Here is a 21820-nt window from a genome sequence, read left to right as displayed (position 1 = left end):
ATCAGTTTGTGCATGATTCAGGCCGCGCTCCACCACAAGACCGCCTATAGCTATGACCGTCCGGTCCAGCTCGGGCCGCAGATCATCCGGCTGCGCCCAGCCGCGCACAGCCGCACCGAGGTCGAGAATTACTCGCTCAAGATCACCCCCGAGAATCATTTCATCAACTGGCAGCAGGATCCGCACGGCAACTGGCTGGCGCGGATCGTCTTTCCCGAGCGGACCAACGAATTCTCGATCACGGTCGACCTGATCGCCGACATGGTGGTGGTCAATCCGTTCGACTTCTTCGTCGAGGATTATGCCGAGACCCGGCCGTTCGACTATACCCCCGACCTGCGTACCGACCTCGCCGCCTATTTCGACATCGAGCCGCAGGGCGATCTGTTCGAGGCGTTCGTCGACCAGTTCCGCGGGGTCAGCAAGCGCACGATCGATTTCCTCGTCGACCTCAACGTGGCGATCAACCAGCGGGTCGGCTATGTCATCCGCATGGAGCCGGGCGTCCAGACGCCCGAGGAGACGCTTGCGGTCGGTACCGGCAGCTGCCGCGATTCGGCCTGGCTGCTGGTCCAGGCCGCGCGCCGGCTCGGCTTCGCCGCGCGCTTCGTGTCGGGCTATTCGATCCAGCTCACCCCCGACATCATTCCGATCGAAGGACCGAAGGGGGTTTCGCAGGACGTCTGCGATCTCCACGCCTGGGCCGAGGTCTATGTGCCCGGCGCCGGCTGGATCGCGATGGACGCGACCTCGGGGATGTTCGCGGGCGAGGGGCATATCCCGCTCGCCGCGACCCCGCATTTCCGCTCGGCGACCCCGATCGAGGGCGCGCTGCTCGAACCCGCCCATGTCGATTTCCATTTTGAAATGGACGTCCAGCGGATCGCCGAGGCGGTGCGTATCACCAAGCCGTTCACCGACGCGCGCTGGGAAGCGCTCGACCGGCTCGGCGAGAAGGTCGATGCCGATCTGGTCGCGCAGGACGTGCGGCTGACCACCGGCGGCGAGCCGACCTTCGTCGCGCTCGAGGATGCCGAGGCGCCCGAATGGAATGGCGATGCGGTCGGCCCGACCAAGGCGCTGTTCGCCGACAAGTTGATCCGCAAGCTGCGCGATCGCTATGCGCCCGGCGGCATGCTCCACCATGGCCAGGGCAAATGGTATCCCGGCGAAAGCCTGCCGCGCTGGGGCTATTCTATCTACTGGCGCCGCGACGGCGTGCCGGTGTGGCGCGACGCCAGCCTGATCGCGGGTGCGAACACCGGCGAGCCCGTGACCAATGCCGAGGCGGGGGTTTTCCTCGATCGGATCGCCGATCGGCTCGGCGTCGGCGAGGGCATGGTCCAGGAGGCCTATGAGGACGGGATCGAATGGGCGGTCAAGGAAGCCCAGCTCCCCGAAAATGTCGACCCGACCGATCCCAAGATCGACGATCCCGAACAGCGCAGCCGGATGGTCACCGCGTTCGAGCGCGGACTGAGCAAGCCGGTCGGTTTCGTGCTGCCGATCCAGCGCTGGCAGACCCGGCAGGCGCCGGTCGGGCGACGCTGGCGGTCCGAGCGCTGGCAGGTGCGGCGCGGCAAGCTGTTCGTGACTCCGGGCGATGCCGCAATCGGCTATCGCCTGCCGCTCGGGTCGCTGCCTTATGTGCCGCCGTCGGCCTATCCCTATCTCCACGTCCAGGACACCACCGAACCGCGCGGTCCGCTGCCCGATTTCGCCGAAGCGATTGCGGCCGACGCGCCGCAGCGTTCGGAGGCGGTGGCGATGGCGGCGGGCTCGGCCGCACCCGAGGAGCGCCAGGAACAGAAGATCATCGAGGGCGCGGTGCGCACCGCGATGACTGCCGAGGCGCGCGGCGACCATATCGCGGTGTTCCTGCCGCCGACCGAACGGCTCGAGGATTATCTCGAACTGGTCGCCGAGATCGAGGCGACCGCCGAGCGCACCCGTACCCCGGTCCGCATCGAAGGCTATGGCCCGCCGCCCGATCCGCGGCTGCAGGTGCTCAAGGTCACCCCCGATCCGGGCGTGATCGAGGTCAATGTCCACCCGGCGTCGAGCTGGGCCGAAACCGTCGACATCACCACCGGCCTCTACGACCTCGCCCGCGAATGCGGGCTCACCGCCGACAAGTTCATGGTCGACGGTCGTGCGATCGGCACCGGCGGCGGCAACCATATCGTGCTCGGTGGCGAATCGGTGAACGACTCGCCGTTCATCCGCCGGCCCGACATGCTCAAGAGCTTCGTGCTCTACTGGCAGCGTCATCCGGCGCTGAGCTATCTCTTCTCGGGTCTCACGATCGGCCCGACCAGCCAGGCGCCGCGCATCGACGAAGCGCGCCATGACGGGTTGTACGAGCTCGAGATCGCGCTTGCGCAGGTGCCGGCGCCCGGTGAGGGGCCGCAGCCCGCGCCCTGGGTGGTCGACCGGCTGTTCCGCAACCTGCTCGTCGACGTCACCGGCAACACCCACCGCACCGAGATCTGCATCGACAAGATGTTCTCGCCGGATGGGCCGACCGGGCGTCTCGGCCTGCTCGAATTTCGCGGGTTCGAAATGCCGCCCGAGGCGAAGATGAGCCTCGCCCAGCAATTGCTGATCCGCGCGCTCACCGCCTGGTTCTGGCGCGAGCCGCAAAAGGGCGGCTTCGTCCGCTGGGGCACGACCCTCCACGACCGCTTCCTGCTGCCGCATTTCGTGTGGGCCGACTTCATGGAGGTGCTGAACGACCTGCGCCATGCCGGCTATGCCTTCGACCCAGCCTGGTTCGAGGCGCAGCGCCAGTTCCGCTTCCCGATCCACGGCACCGTCGAGGCGGGCGGAGTGACCCTCGAGATCGCGCATGCGCTCGAACCCTGGAACGTGCTCGGTGAGACCGGGGCGATCGGCGGCACCGTGCGCTATGTCGACAGCTCGACCGAGCGGCTGCAGGTCAAGGCGTCGGGGCTGGTGCCCGGCCGCCACATCGTCGCGGTCAATGGTCGCGCGGTGCCGATGACCCCGACCGGGGTCCCGGGCGAGGCGGTCGGCGGGGTCCGCTACAAGGCGTGGAAGCCCGCCAACAGCATGCATCCGCTGCTCGATCCCGACGCGCCGCTGACCTTCGACCTGCTCGACCGATGGAACGGGCGGTCGCTCGGCGGCTGCGTCTATCATGTCGCGCATCCGGGCGGTCGCAACTATGATAACGTACCGATAAACGATCTCGAGGCAGAGGCACGGCGCCGCGCGCGTTTCCAGGACCATGGACACACGCCGGGGCAGGTCGACATGCCGATCATGGAGAGGCCAGGCGAATTCCCGATGACTCTCGATCTTCGCGCGCCGCCGAATCTGTAGCTGCCATGCAGGGGGACATGATGGCGCAAATGCTGCCCGGATTGCCGAGCCTCGGCGAGGGCTGGCTGCAATCCTATATTGCCAAGGCGGGGACGGCGGACACGCTGCGCGGCGATGTCGGCCGCGGCGCGAAATGGTGGCACAATCTGTTCGACGGGATCGGCCAGCTCGCCGATGGCCGGCTCGACATGCTGCAGCAGCGGGTCGCGCGCCAGGTCCGCGAACTCGGTACCGCCTTCCGCTATCCGGGCGAAAGCCAGGAACGGCCCTGGCCGCTGTCGGCGCTGCCGCTGCTGATCGGCGAGGACGAATGGACCGGGATCGCCGAGGGGGTCGCCCAACGCGCCGACCTGCTCGAACGTGTGCTCGACGATGTCTTCGGCGAGCAAAAGCTGATCGCCGCGGGCGCGATCCCGGCCGCGCTGATCACCGGCAGCCGCGCTTATTGGCGCTCGCAGATCGGGGTCAAGCCGCCCGGCGGCTACCGGCTCCACATCTATGCGGTCGATCTGGCCCGCGATCCCAGCGGCGAATGGCGGGTGATCGACGATCATGCCCGCGCCCCCGTCGGCGCCGGCTATGCGCTCGAAAACCGGCTCGCTTCGGCGCGCGTCATGGGCTCGCTCCAGACCCGGCTCCACGTCGAGCGGCTCGCGCCCTTCTTCTCGTCGTTCCGCGAAGGCTTGTCGGCGGTCTGCCGCCGCGCCGAACCGCGCATCGGCCTGCTCACCCCGGGACGCTTCAACCAGAGCTATCCCGAACAGGCGCATCTCGCCCGCTATCTCGGCCTGTTGCTGGTCGAGGGCAGCGATCTCGCGGTGCGCGACGACGGGCTGTTCGTGCGCACGATCGAGGGATTGAAGCGGATCGACGCGCTGTGGCGCCGGATCGACTCGCGCTTTCTCGACCCGCTGACCTTCGACGCCGGCTCGGCGATCGGCGTGCCCGGGCTGATGGACGCGATGGCGGCGGGGCAGGCGGTGATCGCCAACGCGCCGGGCGCCGGCGTGGTCGAGGCCAATGCGATGGCGGCCTTCCTGCCGGCGCTGTCGCGCCGGCTGCTCGGCCGGACGCTGCTGCTGCCCAATATCGCCACCTGGTGGTGCGGACAGGACAAGCCCCGCGCCGAGGTCGAGGCCGGGCTCGACGAGATGCTGATCGCTCCGGCGTTCGGCGAACGGCCCGCCGGGCTGCCCCGCGGACGCGCGGTGATGGGGGCGTCGCTGTCGTCCGAACAGCGCGCGCGGCTACTCGCCGACATGGCGCTCCGGCCGATGGATTATGTCGGGCAGGAGGTCATCCGCCTGTCGACCACCCCGACCGTCCAGAACGGCGTGCTGGTGCCGCGGCCGTTCACGATCCGGGTGTTCGCGGCGCGCGACGGGCAGGGGCAGTGGACGGTGATGCCGGGCGGCTTTGCCCGGGTCGGCGACGATTCGGACGTCCGCGCGACGGTGATGGGCGACGGCGCCTTTTCGGCCGACGTCTGCATCGTCGGCCGCAAGCCGGTCGAAAGCGTCAGCCTGCTGCCGATCGAGGTGCCGATCCGCCGCAACCCCGGCACTTTGCCGAGCCGCGCCGCCGATAATCTCTACTGGCTCGGCCGCTATCTCGAACGCGGCGAGACCACGCTGCGGCTGGTGCGCGCGACGCTGGGCGGCAGCATCGTCGCCGATGGCGGCGCCGCTTTGTTCCCGCTCACCCTCGACCGGCTGGGCAGCCTGCTGCTCTCGTCGGGTGCTGCCTCGCTCGAGGCCGAAGAGGATGAGGACGACGAGGATTATCATGGCGGCGAGACCCATGACCTGCGCGAACTCGCACAGCTTGCGCTCGACGGCGACGGTCCGGCCAGCGTCAAATGCCTGATGAGCCATGCCCGGGCGATCGCCGGCGGCACCCGCGACCGGCTGTCGGCCGATGTCTGGCGGCTGGTCGACATGCCGCTGCCCGCCGCGACCTCGGACGATGCCGAGGCGACGCTCGCCCGCGCGATCGACATGCAGGAGCGTTTCTCGGCGCTGGCCGGCCTCGCCGCCGAGAATATGGGCCGCACCGCCGGCTGGCGCTTCCACGACATGGGCCGCCGGATCGAGCGCGCGATGACGGTGTGCCGCTGGATGCGCAGCTTCGCCGGCAACGAGGCTTCGGCCGACGATCTGACCACGCTGCTCGACCTGTGCGACAGCCAGATCAGCTATCGTGCCCGCTATCTTGCCGGGCTGGCGCTGGTGCCGGTGCGCGATCTGATCGCGCTCGACCCCTATAATCCGCGCTCGATCGCCTATCAGGTCGAACGGATCCGCGAGCATCTCGAAAAGCTGCCGACCCTGCGCGACGACGGCATGGCCGAGGCGCAGGTCTCGATCTCGATCCGGATCGAGGCGGCGATCCGCATGGCGCAGGCCGAGGCGCTCGACACCAAGTCGGTGCTCGGCATCGAGAATATGCTCGCCGAACTGTCCAACGCGATCTCGGTCCGCTTCTTCCTGCAGGGCAGCGAATCGCTGCGCGCCGCCGGCATGACGCTGGCCTGAGACCGCCGGGAACCGCATGATGCTCTACGAAATCCACCACCGGACCCGGTTCCGCTACGCCTATCCGGTCAACTTCGCGCGCTGCAACCTGCGGCTCAAGCCGGTCGAATGGGCTGGCCAGACGCTCGAGGCGTACGGCCTCGAGGTCAATCCGCCATCGGGCAAGGTGATCGGCACCAGGGAGATCGGCTATCTCGGCAATGTCACCCGGCTGGTGATGGAAAAGCCGGTGCGCGAACTGGTGATCGAAAGCCGCTTCCGCATCCGGGTCAGCCGCGAGATGCCGGTGCCGCTGCCCGACGATCCGCTGATCGACGAGATCGCCGCGCTGGCGCGCGCGACCCTCGACAGCGGCCCCGAAAGCCCGGCCAATTATCTCTATCCCTCGCCGAGCATCGCCACGGTGCCCGAGATCGTCGACTGGTGCGCCGCCGATCTCGCCCCCGAACGGCCGATCGTCGAGGCCGGGCTGGCGCTGGCGACCCGCATCCATGCCGAGTTCAAATATGACGGCAGCGCCACCGCCGCCGACACCCCGCCCGCCGAGGCCTTCGCCAAGCGCCACGGCGTCTGCCAGGATTTCGCCCAGATCATGATCGCCGGCCTGCGCGGGCGCGGCATCCCGGCGGCCTATGTCTCGGGCTATCTGCGCACCATCCCGCCCCCAGGCAAGGCGCGGCTGATCGGCGCCGACGCCACCCATGCCTGGGTTGCGATCTGGTGCGGTCCCTTGCGCGGCTGGCTCGGCTTCGACCCGACCAATGCCTGCATGGTCGGCAGCGACCATATCATCACCGCGATGGGCCGCGACTATTCCGACGTCGCCCCGATCGACGGGGTCTTCACCGGCCAGGACGGCCAGAAGATCGACGTCTCGGTCGATGTCGCGCCGGTCGGAGAATAGTCGAGGTCGGTCGGGAGAAAACCGCGCACCGCTGCCTTTGGGATCGGATGGTTCACATAGCCCGTCGCAACCGCATCACGCCGCCGACTTGATGTCGGTCTGCGCAAAATCATTGCCCTTGAACAGAAGCGGTTCGCTCGTGGCTTTCGCCAGCGCATAGGAGAAGCAATCGCCGTAATTCAGGCTCGCCTTGTGCCGGCCTTTGCCGAAATCGAGGAAGGCCTGGCGCGCCAGTTCGCCATGATCGACCGTCACCGGTTCGATAACGATCCCTGCGCGACGGAAGAAGGTCTCCGCTTGGCGCATGGCTTCGGGGCCGAGCTGGCTTTCGATCACCATCGCCAGCTCGACACAGTTGGCCACGCTCATGCGGCAAATTTCCGCGTCATGGATGAGTTGTGCGAAATCGGCGGCTTCGGGCTGTCGGTAGAGAATGGCCACCATCGCCGAAGTGTCGAGAATCATTTTGGCAAGCCGTTCTCATCGTAAAGCAGCTCGGCATGGTCGACATAGGGATGCTTGACGTGGGCGGCAGCGCGATCGGCTATCGCCAACAGCTCTTCGACGCCAGCCCTTACCTTCGCGTGCTCAAGGCGTGCATATCGTTCCCTGAGGGCTTTTTTGACGACGCTGGTCATGCTCTCGCCCGTGGCGCGGGAGATTGCCTGCGCGAGCTGGTGGGCCTCCGGGTCTTTGATGTTGAGACTCACATATCTCTCCGTTCTAGAAAATCATCCCAGTTTCTACCATTCTACCTGGAGAGATCGAGTTGTGCAAAGAACGAATTCGCCAGCCTCGTTGAACGTGACGGCGCAAGGAGAGTGGCGGCCTACCCCCGCCCCGCCGCCTTCGCCACCAACCGGTTCACATAGTCGATCTTGCCCATGATCGCCGGCGACAGGTGGAAGGGATAGAGGTCGAGCTGGCCCATGCTCCGGTTGATCGCGTTGAGCGCGAACGAGAAGGGCATCATCTGCCCGGTCAGCTGGTCGGTCGTCGCGCGATAGGCGTCGAAGCCGACGCTTGCCGCGGGGTGGCTCTCGGGGCCGGGCAGCGGCGCCATCGTGATCCCGAAGCCGCCGATCGCCGCGAGCAGGTCGGTAATGTGGAGATAATGGGCGAAGGTCTCGGCGAAATCCTCCCATGGGTGCGAGGTCGCGTAGAAGCTCACATAATCGTCGGTCCACACCGCGTCGCTGTTCGGCCCGTAATGCTGCTGGAGCGCCTGGGCGTAATCGATCGTCTCGTCGCCGAACACCGCGCGGAACGCCTGCAACTCCTGCGGGTCGTGCTCGATCAGCCGCGACCAGTAATGATGGCCGACCTCGTGGCGGAAATGGCCGAGCAGGGTGCGGTAGGGCTCGCCCATCGTCCGGCGGATCCGCTCGCGCTCGACATCGTCGGCCTCGATCAGGTTGAGCGTGACCACCCCGCCGTCATGGCCGGTGAGAACCTGCGCCTGGCCGCTGTCCTCGGCGGACGGATCATAGAGGAAGTCGAAGGCGAGGCCCTGGACGTTGAGATGCTCCTCGGCCTTGGTCTCGAGCGGCAGCCCGAGCTTGATCAGCGTGTGGAACATCCGCCGCTTGGCGGCTTCGATCCTGCCCCAGCGTTCGGGAACCGTCGGCACCGTCAGGTCGGGGATCGTCCGGTTGTGGCGGCACGCCCGGCAATAGGGTGTGTCGTCGGTCGTCGACACCAGCCAGTTGCAGACCTCATAGGCATTGTTGTTCGCGCAGACGACGACCTCGTGCGGATGTCCCTCGCGGTCGCGCCAGACGGTCGCGCCATCGCCCAGGAACAGGAAGCGATCCGATGCCGGATCATAGCCGAGCGTGAACGCGCAGGCGGGGCACACCCGCACTTCGAAATGGTTGAGACGCTTGCAGTTGGGGCACTCATAGGGCGCCATAGGGCTAACTCGCTTGTGATCGGGGAAATTCCGACGCAGAACGCAGGCATGAACCGGCGGTTGCCAGGCGTGGGCGTGAAATTACCACTTGCGCGGCGCTGACCCAATGCACATCTCATCTGTTGCATTTTTGCAACAGGGCGTAACATCAGGACGATGACGGACAGAATGGCTGATCTTTATGCGAAGCTGGGCATCGCGCGCGGGGCGGATGAGGCCGAGATCAAGAAGGCCTATCGCAAGCTGGCCAAGGAGCTTCATCCCGACCGCAACAAGGACAAGCCCGATGCCACCGAGCGCTTTGCCGAGGTGACCCAGGCCTATGACCTGCTGTCCGATCGCGACAAGCGCGCCCAATATGATCGCGGCGAGATCGACGAGCAGGGCAATCCGCGCGGGCCGTTCGGCTTCGGCGGGCGCGGCGGCGGCGGGGGCTTTCACCCCGGCGGCGGCCCCGGCGGCGCCAATTTCGAATTTGGCGGCGACGGTGGCGATTTCGGCGACATCTTCGAAGGCATTTTCGGCCGCTCCCGCGGCGGTGGCGGTGGCGGTGCGCGGCCCGGCGGTTTCGGCGGCTTCGGCACCCAGGGCGGCGGACGCCCGCTGAAGGGCGCCGACGTCTCGTACCGGCTCGCAGTGCCGTTCGAGGACGCCGCCGCGCTCAAGGCGCAGCGGGTGACGCTGTCGAGCGGCAAGACGATCGACGTCAAGCTGCCCAACGGTGTCGACACCGGGCTGCAGATGCGGCTGAGCGGCCAGGGCGACGAGGGGCAGGGCGGCAAGGGCGATGCGATCGTCACGATCGAGGTGCGTCCGCACCGCTTCTTCAAGCGCGACGAGGATGACGTCCGGCTCGATCTGCCGGTCGGCATCGACGAGGCGGTCGCCGGCGCCAAGGTCAAGGTGCCGACCGTCGATGGTGCGGTGATGCTGTCGATTCCGGCGGGGACGACCTCGGGCAAGACGCTGCGCCTCAAGGGCAAGGGCTTCCACCGCAAGGACGGGTCGCGCGGCGACCAGCTCGTCACCGTGATGATCGATCTTCCCGCCGATGACGCCGAACTGAAAGCGTTCGTCGATAGCTGGTCGGCGAAGGGCCAGCGCAACCCGCGCGCGAATCTGGGCGTTTGACCGGTCGCGGCGCGGAGCGGCGATAAGGAGGACGGCTGGGCGTGCAGGACGAACATCCCGAGGCCCGTCGCAAGCGCCCGTTCGATCGCCATCTGAACCAGATGCGCCCGGGCGGGCGCATCTACACCGTGGTCAGGCGCGCGGCGATCGGCGTCTACACCGACGGCTCGATCCATGCCGGCAACATCGCCTATCTGGCGCTGTTGACGATGTTCCCCTTCTTCATCGTGATGGCGGCGCTGGCGCAGATGTTCGGCCGCCAGCCCGACGTCCAGCAGGCGCTGGCGGGCTTCCTCCACACCCTGCCGCCATCGGTCGGCGAACTGGTATCGAAACCGATCAGCGATGTGCTCGTCGCGTCCGAGAACGGGACCCTGCTCTGGCTCGGCGCGCTGGTCGGTCTGTGGACCACCGGCAGCTTCGTCGAGACGATCCGCGACATCCTCTACCGCGCTTATGGCACCAAGCCGAGCAAGGGTTTCTGGCATTATCGCGCGGGATCGATCCTGATCATCATCATGTCGGTGGTGCTCGCCATGTCGGCGTTCAGCGCGCAGGTGGTGCTGACCGGGGTCGAGCAGTTCGTGTGGCGGCTGCTGCCGGTGTCGACCAAGATCCAGACCGCGATCAACCTGTCGCGGCTCGCCCCGCTGGGGATGCTGATGCTGGGGCTCTACGGCCTGTTCCTGTCGTTGACCCCGTCCAAATATCGCATGTCCGATTGTCCCAAATGGCCGGGCGCGCTGTTTACCGCGGTCTGGTGGATCGGGGTGACGATGGCGCTGCCGCTGTTCCTGTCGCTGGTCGGCGGTTATGGCCGCACCTATGGCAGCCTGGCGGGGGTGATCGTGACCCTGTTGTTCTTCTGGCTGGTCGGTCTCGGACTGGTTTTCGGTGCCCATCTCAATGCGGCTCTAGCCGAGCCCCCCGAACCTTCTGTAAAGGAGGCGCCGTAATGGGATTTAAGGAGGTGTCGTGGCCGGCCTGATGGAAGGTAAGCGCGGGCTCATCATGGGCCTTGCGAACGACAAGTCGTTGGCTTGGGGAATCGCGAAGGCGCTGCATGCGCATGGGGCCGAACTGGCGTTCAGCTATCAGGGCGAAGCGCAGAAGAAGCGCGTCGCGCCGCTGGCGACCGAGCTGGGTTCGGATTTCCTGATGGAATGCGACGTCAGCGACATGGGGGCGCTCGACACGACGTTCGAGACGCTGGCCGCGCGCTGGCCGACGATCGATTTCCTGGTCCACGCCATCGGCTTTTCGGACAAGAACGAGCTGCGCGGCCTCTATGCCGACACCAGCCTCGACAATTTCCTGATGACGATGAACATCTCGGCCTATTCGCTGGTCGCGGTCACCAACCGCGCGCGGCCGATGATGCCCGATGGCGGGGCGATCCTGACGCTCAGCTATTATGGCGCCGAGAAGGTCGTGCCGCATTATAACGTCATGGGCGTCGCCAAGGCCGCGCTCGAGACCAGCGTCAAATATCTGGCGATGGACCTCGGCCCTGAGAAGATCCGCGTCAACGCGATCTCGGCCGGGCCGATCCAGACGCTGGCGGCGCGCGGCATCGGCGACTTCAACTATATCCTCAAATGGAACCAGCTGAACTCGCCGCTCCGTCGCAACGTCACCATCGAGGATGTCGGCGGCGCCGGCGTGTACATGCTCTCCGACCTGTCGTCGGGCGTGACCGGCGAGATCCACCATGTCGACGCCGGCTACAACGTCATCGGCATGAAGGCGGAGGACGCCCCGGACATCGCGCTGGCTTGAATTATCCCTCTCCCTGCAGGGAGAGGGAGGGGCCCATGCGCAGCATGGGAGGGTGAGGGCGGTTGAAACGACCACCTGGTCTCGAAGCCTTGGAACGCCAGCGTTCATTGCGCGCCTTCGGCACGGAAGCCGAAAAGCGTCTCTGGGGCTGTCTCTGCGGCAGGAGGTTGGAGGGTTGCAAGTTTCGACGCCAAGTCTGGCTGGGCAGCTATATCGCCGATTTCGTTTGCCTGGAGCGCAAGCTGATCGTTGAAGCCGATGGCGGGCAACATGCCGATCAGTCGGAATATGACGATCGCCGCACCGCATTTCTCGAAGGCGAGGGCTTTCGTGTCGTTCGCTTCTGGAACAATGACGTGATGACGAATCTGGAAGGGGTTGTGGACGTGATCAGAGGGATGTTGGTGGGGGACAGGCCCTCACCCTCCCATGCTACGCATGGGCCCCTCCCTCTCCCCTGCAGGGAGAGGGAATAATGAGTTTCAATGCCTTCGGCCGCGTCTTCCGCTTCACCACCTGGGGCGAGAGCCACGGCCCGGCGATCGGCGCCGTCGTCGACGGCTGCCCGCCCGGCCTTCCGCTGTCGGAAACCGACATCCAGCCCTGGCTCGATAAGCGTCGTCCCGGCACCTCGCGCTTCACCACCCAGCGGCAGGAGCCCGATCAGGTTCGGATCCTGTCGGGGGTGTTCGAAGGTCGCACCACCGGTACTCCGATCAGCCTGATGATCGACAATGTCGACCAGCGTTCGAAGGATTATTCGGAGGTCGCGCTCGCCTATCGGCCGGGCCATGCCGATTATGCCTATGACGCCAAATATGGCTTTCGCGACTATCGCGGCGGCGGCCGGTCTTCGGCGCGAGAAACCGCGTCGCGGGTCGCGGCGGGGGCGGTGGCACGTGCGGTGATCCCCGAGGTGCGGATCCGCGCCTATCTGGTCGAACTCGGTGGCGACGCGATCGATCGGGCCGCGTTCGACGATGGTGCGATCGACGAGAATCCCTTCTTCTGCCCGGACCGTGCCGCCGCGCTGCGCTGGGAGGCGATCGTCGACGATGCGCGCAAGGCGGGCTCGTCGGTCGGTGCGATCGTCGAATGCATCGCCGAGGGCGTGCCCGCCGGCTGGGGGGCGCCGCTCTACGCCAAGCTCGACAGCGAGCTGGCGAGCGCGATGATGTCGATCAATGCGGTCAAGGGAGTCGAGATCGGCGACGGCTTCGAGGCGGCGCGGCTGACCGGCGAGACCAACGCCGATCCGATGCGGCCCGGCAACGACGGCAAGCCGGTGTTCCTCGCCAACCACGCCGGCGGCATCGCCGGCGGCATCGCCACCGGCCAGCCGGTGATCGTCCGCGTCGCGCTCAAGCCGACCTCGTCGATCCTGACCCATGTCGAGACGATCGATCGCGACGGCGCCGCCGCCGAAATCCGCACCAAGGGCCGCCACGATCCGTGCGTCGGCATCCGTGCGGCACCGGTGGTCGAGGCGATGATGGCGCTGGTGCTCGTCGACCAGAAGCTGCTCCACCGGGCCCAGATTGGTGGCTGACGACCGGATCGCCCGGCGGCTGCGGATCCATGGCCGCGTCCAGGGCGTCTGGTATCGCGGCTGGACGGTCGAGCAGGCGCGGGCGCTCGGGCTCGACGGCTGGGTCCGCAACCGCGAGGACGGCAGCGTCGAGGCGGTCGCGGCGGGGCCGGCGGCACAGGTCGAGGATCTGATCGCGCGCTGTCACCAGGGGCCGGCCGCCGCCCGCGTCGACCGGGTCGAGGTCGAGGAAACCCCCGGCATCGTCGCCGAGGGCTTCACTCAGAAGCCGACGGTCTAATTCCCTCCGGTCCTCCCTGCGCGAAGCGCGGGGAGGGGGACCGCCAAAGGCGGTGGAGGGGTAATGCACAATATCTGAAGGATCGCGACGTCGGAGGTCGGCAAACCCCTCCACCAGCTACGCCCGCGGCTGCTTCGCAGCCGGTTCCGCGCTTTCGTCATGCCCCCGGCATGACGTCGCACTACACCCCCCTCCCCATCTGCGATGGGGAGGATTGGGGTTGGTCAGTCCGCGAACGGGTCGCGAACCAGGATCGTGTCCTCGCGCTCGGGGCTGGTCGACACCAGCGCCACCGGGCACTGGATCAGTTCTTCGATGCGGCGGATATATTTGATCGCCTGCGCGGGCAGTTCGGCCCAGCTGCGTGCGCCGCCGGTCGACTCGCTCCAGCCGGGGATCGTCTCGTAGATCGGTTCGACCCGGGCCTGGTCCTGCGGATGCGGCGGCAGATAGTCGTAGACCTGCTCACCGATCCGATAGCCGACGCAGATCTTGATCTCGTCGAAGCCGTCGAGCACGTCGATCTTGGTCAGCGCGATGCCGGTGATGCCCGACACCGCCGCCGACTGGCGCACCAGCACCGCGTCGAACCAGCCGCAGCGGCGCTTGCGGCCCGTGACGGTCCCGAACTCATGGCCGCGCTCGCCGAGCCGCTGGCCGGTCTCGTCCTCGAGCTCCGAGGGGAACGGGCCCGAGCCGACCCGGGTGGTGTAGGCCTTGACGATGCCGAGCACGAAGCCCGCCGCCGACGGGCCGAGCCCCGATCCGCTGGACGCGGTGCCGGCGATCGTGTTCGACGAGGTCACGAACGGATAGGTCCCATGATCGACGTCGAGCAGCACGCCCTGCGCGCCTTCGAACAGGATTCTGCGCCCGCGCTTGCGCGCTTCGTTGAGCGTCAGCCACACCGGCTTGGCGAAGGGCAGGATGAAGTCGGCGATCTCGGCCAGTTCGGCCTTGAGCGCCTCGCGATCGACCGGCGCCTCACCGAAGCCGGCGCGCAGCGCGTCATGATGCGCGCAGAGCCGGTCGAGCTGAAGCTCGAGATCGTCGAGATGGGCGAGGTCGCACACCCGGATCGCGCGGCGGCCGACCTTGTCCTCATAGGCCGGGCCGATGCCGCGGCGGGTGGTGCCGATCTTGCCGGCGCCGCTGGCATCCTCGCGCAGCCCGTCGAGGTCGCGGTGGATCGGCAGGATCAGCGGGCAGGTCTCGGCGAGCTGGAGGTTCTCGGGCGTGATCGTCACCCCCTGCGCCTTCAGCTTGGCGACCTCGTCGCGGAAATGCCAGGGATCGAACACCACGCCGTTGCCGATCACCGACAGCGTGCCGCGGACGATGCCCGAGGGCAGCAGGCTCAGCTTGTAGACTTGGTCGCCGACCACCAGCGTGTGGCCGGCATTATGGCCGCCCTGGAATCGGACGACGACGTCGGCGCGCTCGGCGAGCCAGTCGACGATCTTGCCTTTGCCTTCGTCACCCCATTGGGCGCCGATCACCGTCACATTTGCCATGGATGCGAGTCTCCGCCTGCCACGCGGATCCGGGCGCCCTTCGACAGGACTCGACGACCGGATTTTTCGGGGTCGGGCGGTTGCCCGGTTCGGGCGTCCCCCTGCCTTCAGCGGGACGCGAGGTCAAGTCAGATCGGCCGGATTTCTCCGTCCGCCAATATGTGGGTGCAGCCCAGCGTCGCGGCGTCGTCGGCATCGGACAGCGCCGCGATCGTCGTCCAGTCCTCGCCGCGCAGCCGGGCGGCGGCGGCGGGATCGGTGCCGATCGGCAGGAAGATGGTGCGGCGCTCGACCACGCCCAGGCCGGTGTCGACCAGCGGGTCGATATAGAGCGAGAAGCCGATCGCCTTTTCCTCACGCCCGTCGGTGTGGAGGATGGTGTAGCTGCCGCCACGGCCGATCTCGCCCGACAGGCCATGGCCGAACAGCGAGAAGCCGATCCAGGTCTGATATTCGAAGCCGTGGCGCTCGGTCGGATCGAGGGTCAGGATGACCTCGTCGCCGATCGCCGCGCGGATCGCGTCGATCGCCGCGAGCCGGTCGTCTAGCGCGGGAATCGCCGGGATCGCGCGCAGCTTGGTGAGCGCGGTCGCAATCGGGCCGGCGGCCTCGACGAACGGCAGATAGGCCTGCGCGCCCTGCGCGGCGAGCCCGCCCGCATCCTTGACGTCGAGCAGCTTGCGGACCGCGTCGATCCGCTCGGCGGGCAGCGGGATCGCGTCGGTGGCGAGCGTCTCGACCAGGTCGGGCAAAGTGAGGTCGACGGTGATCCGCTCGACCCCCGCGACCTTCAGCGCCTCGATCGCGACCTGCAGGATCTCGATGACCGCGGCGAGGCTGTCGGTGCCGATCAGCTCGGCGCCAGCCTGGGTCAGTTCGCGCTCGGGGCGCAGCTGGGTCGCGCGCAGCTTGAGCACCGGGCCGCCATAAGCGAGCCGCAGCGGGCGCGGGCGATGGCTCATCCGGGTGGTGGCGATCCGGCCGACCTGCGCGGTGATGTCGGGGCGCAGCGCCAGCGTCCGGCGCGACACCGGATCGACGAAGCGCAGCAGGTCGGTCGCGCGCGCCGACTTGAGCCGGCCGATCAGCCCGTCCTCATATTCGGCGAGCGGCGGCGACACCCGCGCATAGCCATGCTTGCCGATCGCGACGATCACCCGGTGGAGCAGGCGCGACCCGGCTTCGGCCTGCGGGGGCAGGCGGTCGTGCAGGCCTTCGGGGAGGAGTCCGGGTGCGATGTTCATCGGCTGCGGCTCATAACGGGTCCGGGGCCATGTTCAACTCGAACATCGCCCCGGACCATTTTGGTCAGGTCAGAACTTCAGCGCCTTGGCGCTCTTCACGCCGGGCAGCGCGAAGATCTTCGGCTTGAGCGCGACATCGACCGGCTCGTCGACCGACAGCAGCAGCACCGCCTCGCCGCCGGCCGAGCGGCGGCCGAGGTGGAAGGTGCCGATGTTGACGCCGGCCTCGCCGAGGGTCGACCCCAGCCGGCCGATGAAGCCGGGGGCGTCTTCGTTGACGATGTAGAGCATGTTGCCGTCGAGATCGGCCTCGACCTTGATCCCGTAGATCTCGACGAGGCGCGGCTGGGCGTTGGCGAACAGCGTGCCGGCGACCGAGCGCTGTCCGGCGGCGGTCTTCACCGTCACCCGCACCAGCGTCGAATAATCGCCCTCGCGGTCATGGCGCACCTCGCGAACGTCGAGCCCGCGCTCCTTCGCCAGGAACGGCGCGTTGACCATGTTCACCGTGTCCGAATAGACCCGCATCAGCCCGGCCAGCACCGCGCCGGTGATCGGCTTGATGTTGAGCTCGGCGGCGGCGCCCTCGACCTCGATCGAGATCGCCTGGACCGCATCGCCCTCGAGCTGGCCGATCAGCGCGCCAAGCCGCTCGGCAAGCGCCATGTACGGCTTGATCTTCGGCGCTTCCTCGGCCGACAGCGACGGCATGTTGAGCGCGTTGGTAACCCCGCCCGACAGCAGGAAGTCGGCCATCTGCTCGGCGACCTGGATCGCGACATTGACCTGGGCTTCGTTGGTCGACGCGCCGAGATGCGGGGTCGAGATGAAGCCCGGGGTGCCGAACAAAGGCGATTCCTTGGCGGGCTCGGTCACGAACACGTCGAGCGCGGCACCGGCGACATGGCCGTTGTCGAGCGCTTCCTTGAGCGCGGCCTCGTCGATCAGCCCGCCGCGCGCGCAGTTGATGATCCGCACACCCTTCTTGGTCTTGGCGAGATTTTCCTTCGACAGGATGTTGCGGGTCGAATCGGTCAGCGGGGTGTGCAGCGTGATGAAGTCGGCGCGCGCCAGCAACTCGTCGAGCGTGACTTTCTCGACCCCCATCTCGATCGCGCGCTCGGTGGTCAGGAACGGGTCGAAGGCGACGACCTTCATCTTGAGGCCGATCGCGCGGTCGGCGACGATCGAACCGATATTGCCGGCGCCGATCAGGCCGAGGGTCTTGTTGGTGACCTCGACGCCCATGAAGCGGTTCTTCTCCCACTTGCCGGCCTGGGTCGACTTGTCGGCCTCGGGCAGGTCGCGGGCGAGCGCGAACATCAGCGCGATCGCGTGTTCGGCGGTGGTGATCGAGTTGCCGAAGGGGGTGTTCATGACGACCACGCCCTTGGCCGAGGCCGAGGGGATGTCGACATTGTCGACGCCGATGCCGGCGCGGCCGACGACCTTCAAATTGGTCGCGGCCTCGAGCACTTCCTTGGTGACCTTGGTCGAGGAGCGGATCGCCAGACCGTCATATTGGCCGATGATCGCGATCAACTCGTCCTTGGTCTTGCCGGTGATCTCGTCGACCTCGACCCCGCGGTTGCGGAAGATCTGGGCGGCGAGCGGATCCATGGCGTCGGAAATCAGGACTTTGGGCATGGTATTTTCCTAAACTGGTCGTCGTGCCAGCGCAGGCTGGCATCCAAGTCTCTCTCGACAAGCGGTGATCCGGGTGGAGAGAGCCATGGGCCCCAGCCTTCGCTGGGGCGACATGATTGAAATAGACGGGAGAAGGTCAGCCGCGCGCTTGCGACCAGGCCCAGTCGAGCCAGGGGCCGAGCGCCTCGACATCGGCGGTCTCGATCGTGCCGCCACACCAGATCCGCAGACCCGGAGGGGCGTCGCGATAGCCGGCGACGTCATAGGCGGCTTCCTCGATCTCGAGCAGCGACGCGATCTTCTTGACCAGCGCGAGCTGCGCCTCGTCGTCGAGCCCCTCGACCGCGGCGGGCGCGAACTTCAGGCACACCGAGGTGTTCGACCGGCTCGCCGGATCGATCGCGAGGTGGTCGACCCAGTCGGTCGTCTGGACCCAGGCGTCGAGCGTTGCGGCATTGGCGTCGGCGCGCGCGATCAGCGCTTCGAGGCCGCCGATCTGCTTGGCCCATTCGAGGCTGTAGATATAATCCTCGACCGCGAGCATCGATGGCGTGTTGATCGTCTCGCCCTTGAAGATGCCCTCGATCAGCTTGCCGCCCTTGGTCATGCGGAAGATCTTGGGCAGCGGCCACGCCGGGCTGTAGCTTTCGAGCCGCTCGACCGCGCGGGGGCCGAGCACCAGGATGCCGTGCGCGCCTTCGCCGCCGAGCACCTTCTGCCACGAGAAGGTGACGACATCGAGCTTGTCCCAGGGCAGGTCCATCGCGAAGCAGGCCGAGGTCGCATCGGCGATCGTCAGGCCCTCGCGGTCGTCGCGGATCCAGTCGCCGTTCGGCACGCGCACGCCGCTGGTGGTGCCGTTCCAGGTGAAGACGATGTCGGTCGACTGGTCGAGCGCGCCGAGGTCGGGCAGCACGCCATAGGGCGCCTTGACCACGTCGGCCTCGATCTTGAGCTGCTTGACGACGTCGGTGACCCAGCCTTCGCCGAAGCTCTCCCAGGCGACCATCGTCGCCTTGCGGGCGCCGAGCATCGACCACAAGGCCATTTCGACCGCGCCGGTGTCGGAACCGGGGACGATGCCGATGCGGTGGGTGGCGGGGATGCCGAGGATATCGCGGGTCAGGTCGATCGCATGGACGATGCGCGCCTTGCCGAGCTTCGACCGGTGCGAGCGGCCGAGCGATCCTATGGCGAGCTTGTCGGGATCCCAGCCGGGCGGCTTTGCGCAGGGGCCGGAAGAGAAATGGGGTCGTACCGGCTTGGAGGCCGGGCGTTCAAAATCAGTCATTTAAGACTCTCCTCACAGAGAGCACGCGCTGCGTTGGGACAGCGTGGCCCGTCGGCGCTTCTAGAGGCGCGGATTCGCCTGTCAATCGGCTTGGCGGTCGCCCGGCGGCCCGGTGGCCCCGATCCGGCCATGGCGGTCGACGATTCGTCCCGGCTTTCCGGGGCGATTTGGCAGTCCGGATAAATTTCTCCGATCGTTCGTTGATGTCTTCAGAACTGCCGGTTCGGACAAGTTCAAAAGGAAGGATGACCCCAAGAAGACATTTTTGATCGGAGGCGCGTCGATCGCGCTGGCTATCGTTGCGATGCCGGTTTCGGCGCAATTGCTCGGCGGTAGTGGAGCGGCCGGCGGGGCCGTGGGCGGTGCGGTCGGTGGCGCGGGCGGCACGCTCGGCGGCGCCGGCTCCACCGGCGGCACGCTTGGTTCGCCGGCAGGCAGCGTCGGCGGAACCCTCGGCAGTGCGGGCTCGACCACGGTCGATACCGCCCGTGGCGGTGTCGCCAGCAATGGCGGGGTGACCGGCACCCTCAACGGTACGACCGCTAATGCGGCGGGATCGCTCGCCGCCGACACGCCGGGCACCGACATGGCGCGCGACACGGCACGCAGTGCCGCCGGTACGACGCGCCAGGCGGCCGGCGATGCCGCGGGTACCGCGAATCGCACCGCCCGCGACACGGTGGCGACCACTCGCGAGGCGGCGCGCGAGACCCGCGACAATGCCCGCCAGGCCGCCCGCGACAGCCGCGATGCCGCGCGCACGACCGGCCGCAACACGCGCTCGACCGTCAAGAGCACGACGTCGACCGTCCCCGCCGCCAGCGCCGGCGCGCAGACCGACGTCGAGGCGAGCACCCCGGGCGCCTGATCGGGAGCAACGTCGCCCTATGTGGCTCCGGCAGAGATGCCGGAGCCGCTCGCGTGTCGATCGATCGCCGCGATTGACCCGCGACTCGCGCTCGCCCACACAGGCGTCATGCGGTCGCGGGTCCTGTTCATGCTGCTTTGCCTGGCGCTCGGGGCATGCGTCGGGCCTTCGAACAAGGGCCGGCGCCCGCGTTACGTCCCCCCGGCCGAGACCGCCGAGCGCTTTCGCCAATGCGTGACGGTGCTGCGCGCCGAAGGATCGAAGGTCGATCCGCTACCCGACCGCCGTTTCGACAATGGCTGTTCGGCGACCTCGTCGGTCAAGTTCGTGACGATCGGTATCCCGGTCACCAATCTCGGCGCGGTCAAATGCGGCCTCGCCGAACCCTTCGCGCGCTGGGTCCGCGACGACGTGCCCGCGGCGGCTTTGCGCTATCTCGATACGAGCGTGACGAAGATCGAGAGCTTCGGCACCTTCGCCTGCCGCCCGGTCAACAACCAGGCCGGCAACCGCCTGTCCGAACATGGCCGCGCCAACGCGGTCGACATCGCCGCGTTCAACCTCGGGGACGGCCGGCGGATCACCGTCAAGCAGGGCTGGAACGGCGACGACCCGCGCGTCCGCGATTTCCTGCGCGCGCTCCACAAGGCGGCCTGCCGGCGTTTCTCGGTGGTGTTGGGGCCCGAGGCGAACGCGCTCCACGCCGATCATCTGCATTTCGACATGGGCAGTGGCCCATATTGTCGCTAATATATTGGTTTTTGCGCGGCGCTGTAGCGCGCCTGCAAGACTGTCGAGGTAAGTGAGTTTCAATGGCCGACCGCAAGATCCCAACCCGCGTCTTCCCCCGTGCGAAGGAGGACGCGGCGGTCGCCAAGACCGCGACCCAGACCCCGCAGACCGCGAACGAGAGCTACAAGCTCGCCTTCCAGGACACCGACTTCCTGCTCCGCGACGAACTGCGCCCGGTCCGCTTCCAGCTCGAGCTGATGAAAGTCGAGATGATGCTCGAGGAGGCGAACATAGGCTCCACTTTCGTCATGTACGGCTCGGCGCGCATCCCCGAGCGCGAGAAGGCCGAGGCGATGCTCCGCGCGGCGACCACCGACAAGCAGAAGCTGATCGCCGAAAAGCTGCTCGCGAAGAGCAAATATTATGACGAGGCGCGCAAGCTCGCCCAGATGTCGAGCCAATATCCGGACGACGCGAACGGCAAGCGCCAGTTCGTGGTCTGCTCGGGCGGCGGTCCGTCGATCATGGAAGCGGCCAATCGCGGCGCCGCCGATGTCGGCAAGGAATCGATCGGCCTCAACATCGTGCTGCCGTTCGAGCAGACGCCGAACGCCTATGTGACCCCGTCGCTGAGCTTCCACTTCCACTATTTCGCACTGCGCAAGATGCACTTCCTGCTGCGCGCCCGCGCGGTCGCGGCCTTCCCGGGCGGCTTCGGCACCTTCGACGAACTGTTCGAGCTGCTGACCCTGATCCAGACCGGCAAGATGGCGCAGCTGCCGATCTTCCTGTTCGGCCGCGAATTCTGGGAGAAGGTCGTCAACTTCGACGGGCTGGTCGAGGAAGGCGTCATCGCCGAACATGACCTCAACCTGTTCCGCTTCGTCGAGACCGCCGAGGAAGCCTGGGAAAAGCTCGAACATTATTACGCGACCCGCGATCGGGTGCATCTGCACAGGGATCCGCCGAAAGCGGCTTGAGTGACGTTGAAACATAACGTCATCCCGGCGGAGGCCCTAGGGGATGCACACATCTCATTGCGTAGGTGAAACAGTGCTGGCCTGTTTGGGCGTGTAGTGATTCAAGTTGC

Annotated in this window: 19 protein-coding genes; 12 read left to right on the top strand and 7 right to left on the bottom strand. The window is 67.1% G+C overall.

From position 1 onward, the window contains the following. Positions 1-12: 12 nt before the first annotated feature. Genes AC1RM6_RS24745 through AC1RM6_RS24735 form a run of 3 tightly spaced genes read left to right on the top strand, consistent with a single transcriptional unit; the run spans position 13 to position 6783 of the window. Positions 13-3345, top strand: coding sequence for a transglutaminase family protein (locus AC1RM6_RS24745; protein WP_493106219.1), 3333 nt, complete (start codon positions 13-15; stop codon positions 3343-3345). Between the two features lie 5 nt (positions 3346-3350). Beyond that, positions 3351-5879, top strand: coding sequence for a circularly permuted type 2 ATP-grasp protein (locus tag AC1RM6_RS24740; RefSeq protein ID WP_493106217.1), 2529 nt, complete (start codon positions 3351-3353; stop codon positions 5877-5879). 19 nt (positions 5880-5898) lie between these two features. After that, complete coding sequence (locus AC1RM6_RS24735) at positions 5899-6783, top strand: transglutaminase family protein (protein WP_493106560.1); 885 nt, start codon at positions 5899-5901, stop codon at positions 6781-6783. Positions 6784-6858: 75 nt separating this feature from the next. Here AC1RM6_RS24735 and AC1RM6_RS24730 read toward each other — a convergent pair whose 3' ends face one another. The 3 genes from AC1RM6_RS24730 to AC1RM6_RS24720 all read right to left on the bottom strand — a co-directional run bounded on the left by AC1RM6_RS24730 (position 6859) and on the right by AC1RM6_RS24720 (position 8695). Continuing rightward, positions 6859-7248, bottom strand: a complete 390-nt coding sequence (locus AC1RM6_RS24730; RefSeq protein WP_493106215.1) for a type II toxin-antitoxin system VapC family toxin — start codon at positions 7246-7248, stop codon at positions 6859-6861. Continuing rightward, complete coding sequence (locus tag AC1RM6_RS24725; RefSeq protein ID WP_493106213.1) at positions 7245-7493, bottom strand: type II toxin-antitoxin system VapB family antitoxin; 249 nt, start codon at positions 7491-7493, stop codon at positions 7245-7247. The genes AC1RM6_RS24730 and AC1RM6_RS24725 overlap by 4 nt, the downstream gene beginning before the upstream one ends. A 119-nt stretch (positions 7494-7612) precedes the next feature. Beyond that, a complete protein-coding gene (locus AC1RM6_RS24720; protein ID WP_493106212.1) occupies positions 7613-8695 on the bottom strand; it encodes a zinc-binding metallopeptidase family protein in 1083 nt (360 codons plus the stop codon). Between the two features lie 168 nt (positions 8696-8863). Between AC1RM6_RS24720 and AC1RM6_RS24715 the strand changes: the two genes are divergently transcribed. The 6 genes from AC1RM6_RS24715 (at position 8864) to AC1RM6_RS24690 (ending at position 13434) form a co-directional block, all read left to right on the top strand. Continuing rightward, on the top strand, positions 8864-9826 hold the full coding sequence (locus AC1RM6_RS24715) for a DnaJ C-terminal domain-containing protein (RefSeq protein ID WP_493106210.1): 963 nt from the start codon (positions 8864-8866) through the stop codon (positions 9824-9826). Positions 9827-9867: 41 nt separating this feature from the next. Next, positions 9868-10782 carry a YihY/virulence factor BrkB family protein gene (locus AC1RM6_RS24710; RefSeq protein WP_493106208.1) on the top strand — a complete coding sequence of 305 codons (915 nt, stop codon included), beginning with the start codon at positions 9868-9870 and terminating at the stop codon, positions 10780-10782. A gap of 19 nt (positions 10783-10801) precedes the next feature. Further along, entirely contained in the window at positions 10802-11605 is an 804-nt protein-coding gene (gene fabI / locus AC1RM6_RS24705; RefSeq protein WP_493106206.1) for an enoyl-ACP reductase FabI, read from the top strand. A 62-nt stretch (positions 11606-11667) separates the two neighbouring features. Continuing rightward, on the top strand, positions 11668-12081 hold the full coding sequence (locus tag AC1RM6_RS24700) for an endonuclease domain-containing protein (protein WP_493106204.1): 414 nt from the start codon (positions 11668-11670) through the stop codon (positions 12079-12081). Next, the gene (gene aroC / locus AC1RM6_RS24695) at positions 12081-13154 is read left to right on the top strand and encodes a chorismate synthase (protein WP_493106202.1); all 1074 of its coding nucleotides are present in this window, start codon (positions 12081-12083) and stop codon (positions 13152-13154) included. Before AC1RM6_RS24700 ends, aroC begins: the two co-directional genes overlap by 1 nt. Further along, entirely contained in the window at positions 13147-13434 is a 288-nt protein-coding gene (locus AC1RM6_RS24690; RefSeq protein ID WP_493106200.1) for an acylphosphatase, read from the top strand. Before aroC ends, AC1RM6_RS24690 begins: the two co-directional genes overlap by 8 nt. Before the next feature lie 224 nt (positions 13435-13658). Here the strand turns inward: AC1RM6_RS24690 and AC1RM6_RS24685 are convergent, their stop codons facing one another. The 4 genes from AC1RM6_RS24685 to AC1RM6_RS24670 form a co-directional block, all read right to left on the bottom strand. Next, complete coding sequence (locus tag AC1RM6_RS24685) at positions 13659-14948, bottom strand: adenylosuccinate synthase (RefSeq protein WP_493106198.1); 1290 nt, start codon at positions 14946-14948, stop codon at positions 13659-13661. 128 nt (positions 14949-15076) lie between these two features. Continuing rightward, on the bottom strand, positions 15077-16192 hold the full coding sequence (locus tag AC1RM6_RS24680) for an ATP phosphoribosyltransferase regulatory subunit (protein WP_493106196.1): 1116 nt from the start codon (positions 16190-16192) through the stop codon (positions 15077-15079). 69 nt (positions 16193-16261) lie between these two features. Next, positions 16262-17839: a phosphoglycerate dehydrogenase gene (gene serA / locus AC1RM6_RS24675; RefSeq protein ID WP_493106194.1), complete on the bottom strand. Its 1578-nt coding sequence runs from the start codon at positions 17837-17839 to the stop codon at positions 16262-16264. A gap of 136 nt (positions 17840-17975) precedes the next feature. Next, positions 17976-19130 carry a phosphoserine transaminase gene (locus AC1RM6_RS24670; RefSeq protein ID WP_493106192.1) on the bottom strand — a complete coding sequence of 385 codons (1155 nt, stop codon included), beginning with the start codon at positions 19128-19130 and terminating at the stop codon, positions 17976-17978. Between the two features lie 265 nt (positions 19131-19395). Between AC1RM6_RS24670 and AC1RM6_RS24665 the strand changes: the two genes are divergently transcribed. The 3 genes from AC1RM6_RS24665 (at position 19396) to AC1RM6_RS24655 (ending at position 21710) form a co-directional block, all read left to right on the top strand. Beyond that, positions 19396-19998, top strand: coding sequence for a hypothetical protein (locus AC1RM6_RS24665; protein WP_493106190.1), 603 nt, complete (start codon positions 19396-19398; stop codon positions 19996-19998). A 129-nt stretch (positions 19999-20127) separates the two neighbouring features. Beyond that, positions 20128-20748 (top strand): extensin family protein, encoded by a 621-nt coding sequence (locus tag AC1RM6_RS24660; RefSeq protein WP_493106188.1) that lies wholly within the window; start codon positions 20128-20130, stop codon positions 20746-20748. A 62-nt stretch (positions 20749-20810) separates the two neighbouring features. After that, the gene (locus tag AC1RM6_RS24655; RefSeq protein ID WP_493106186.1) at positions 20811-21710 is read left to right on the top strand and encodes an LOG family protein; all 900 of its coding nucleotides are present in this window, start codon (positions 20811-20813) and stop codon (positions 21708-21710) included. Positions 21711-21820: the final 110 nt, after the last annotated feature.

Source organism: Rhizorhabdus sp. GW822-FHT03C02 (assembly GCF_058801765.1).
The sequence above is the reverse complement of the archived record's forward strand: the minus strand, read 5'-3'. Positions and strand labels throughout refer to the sequence as shown.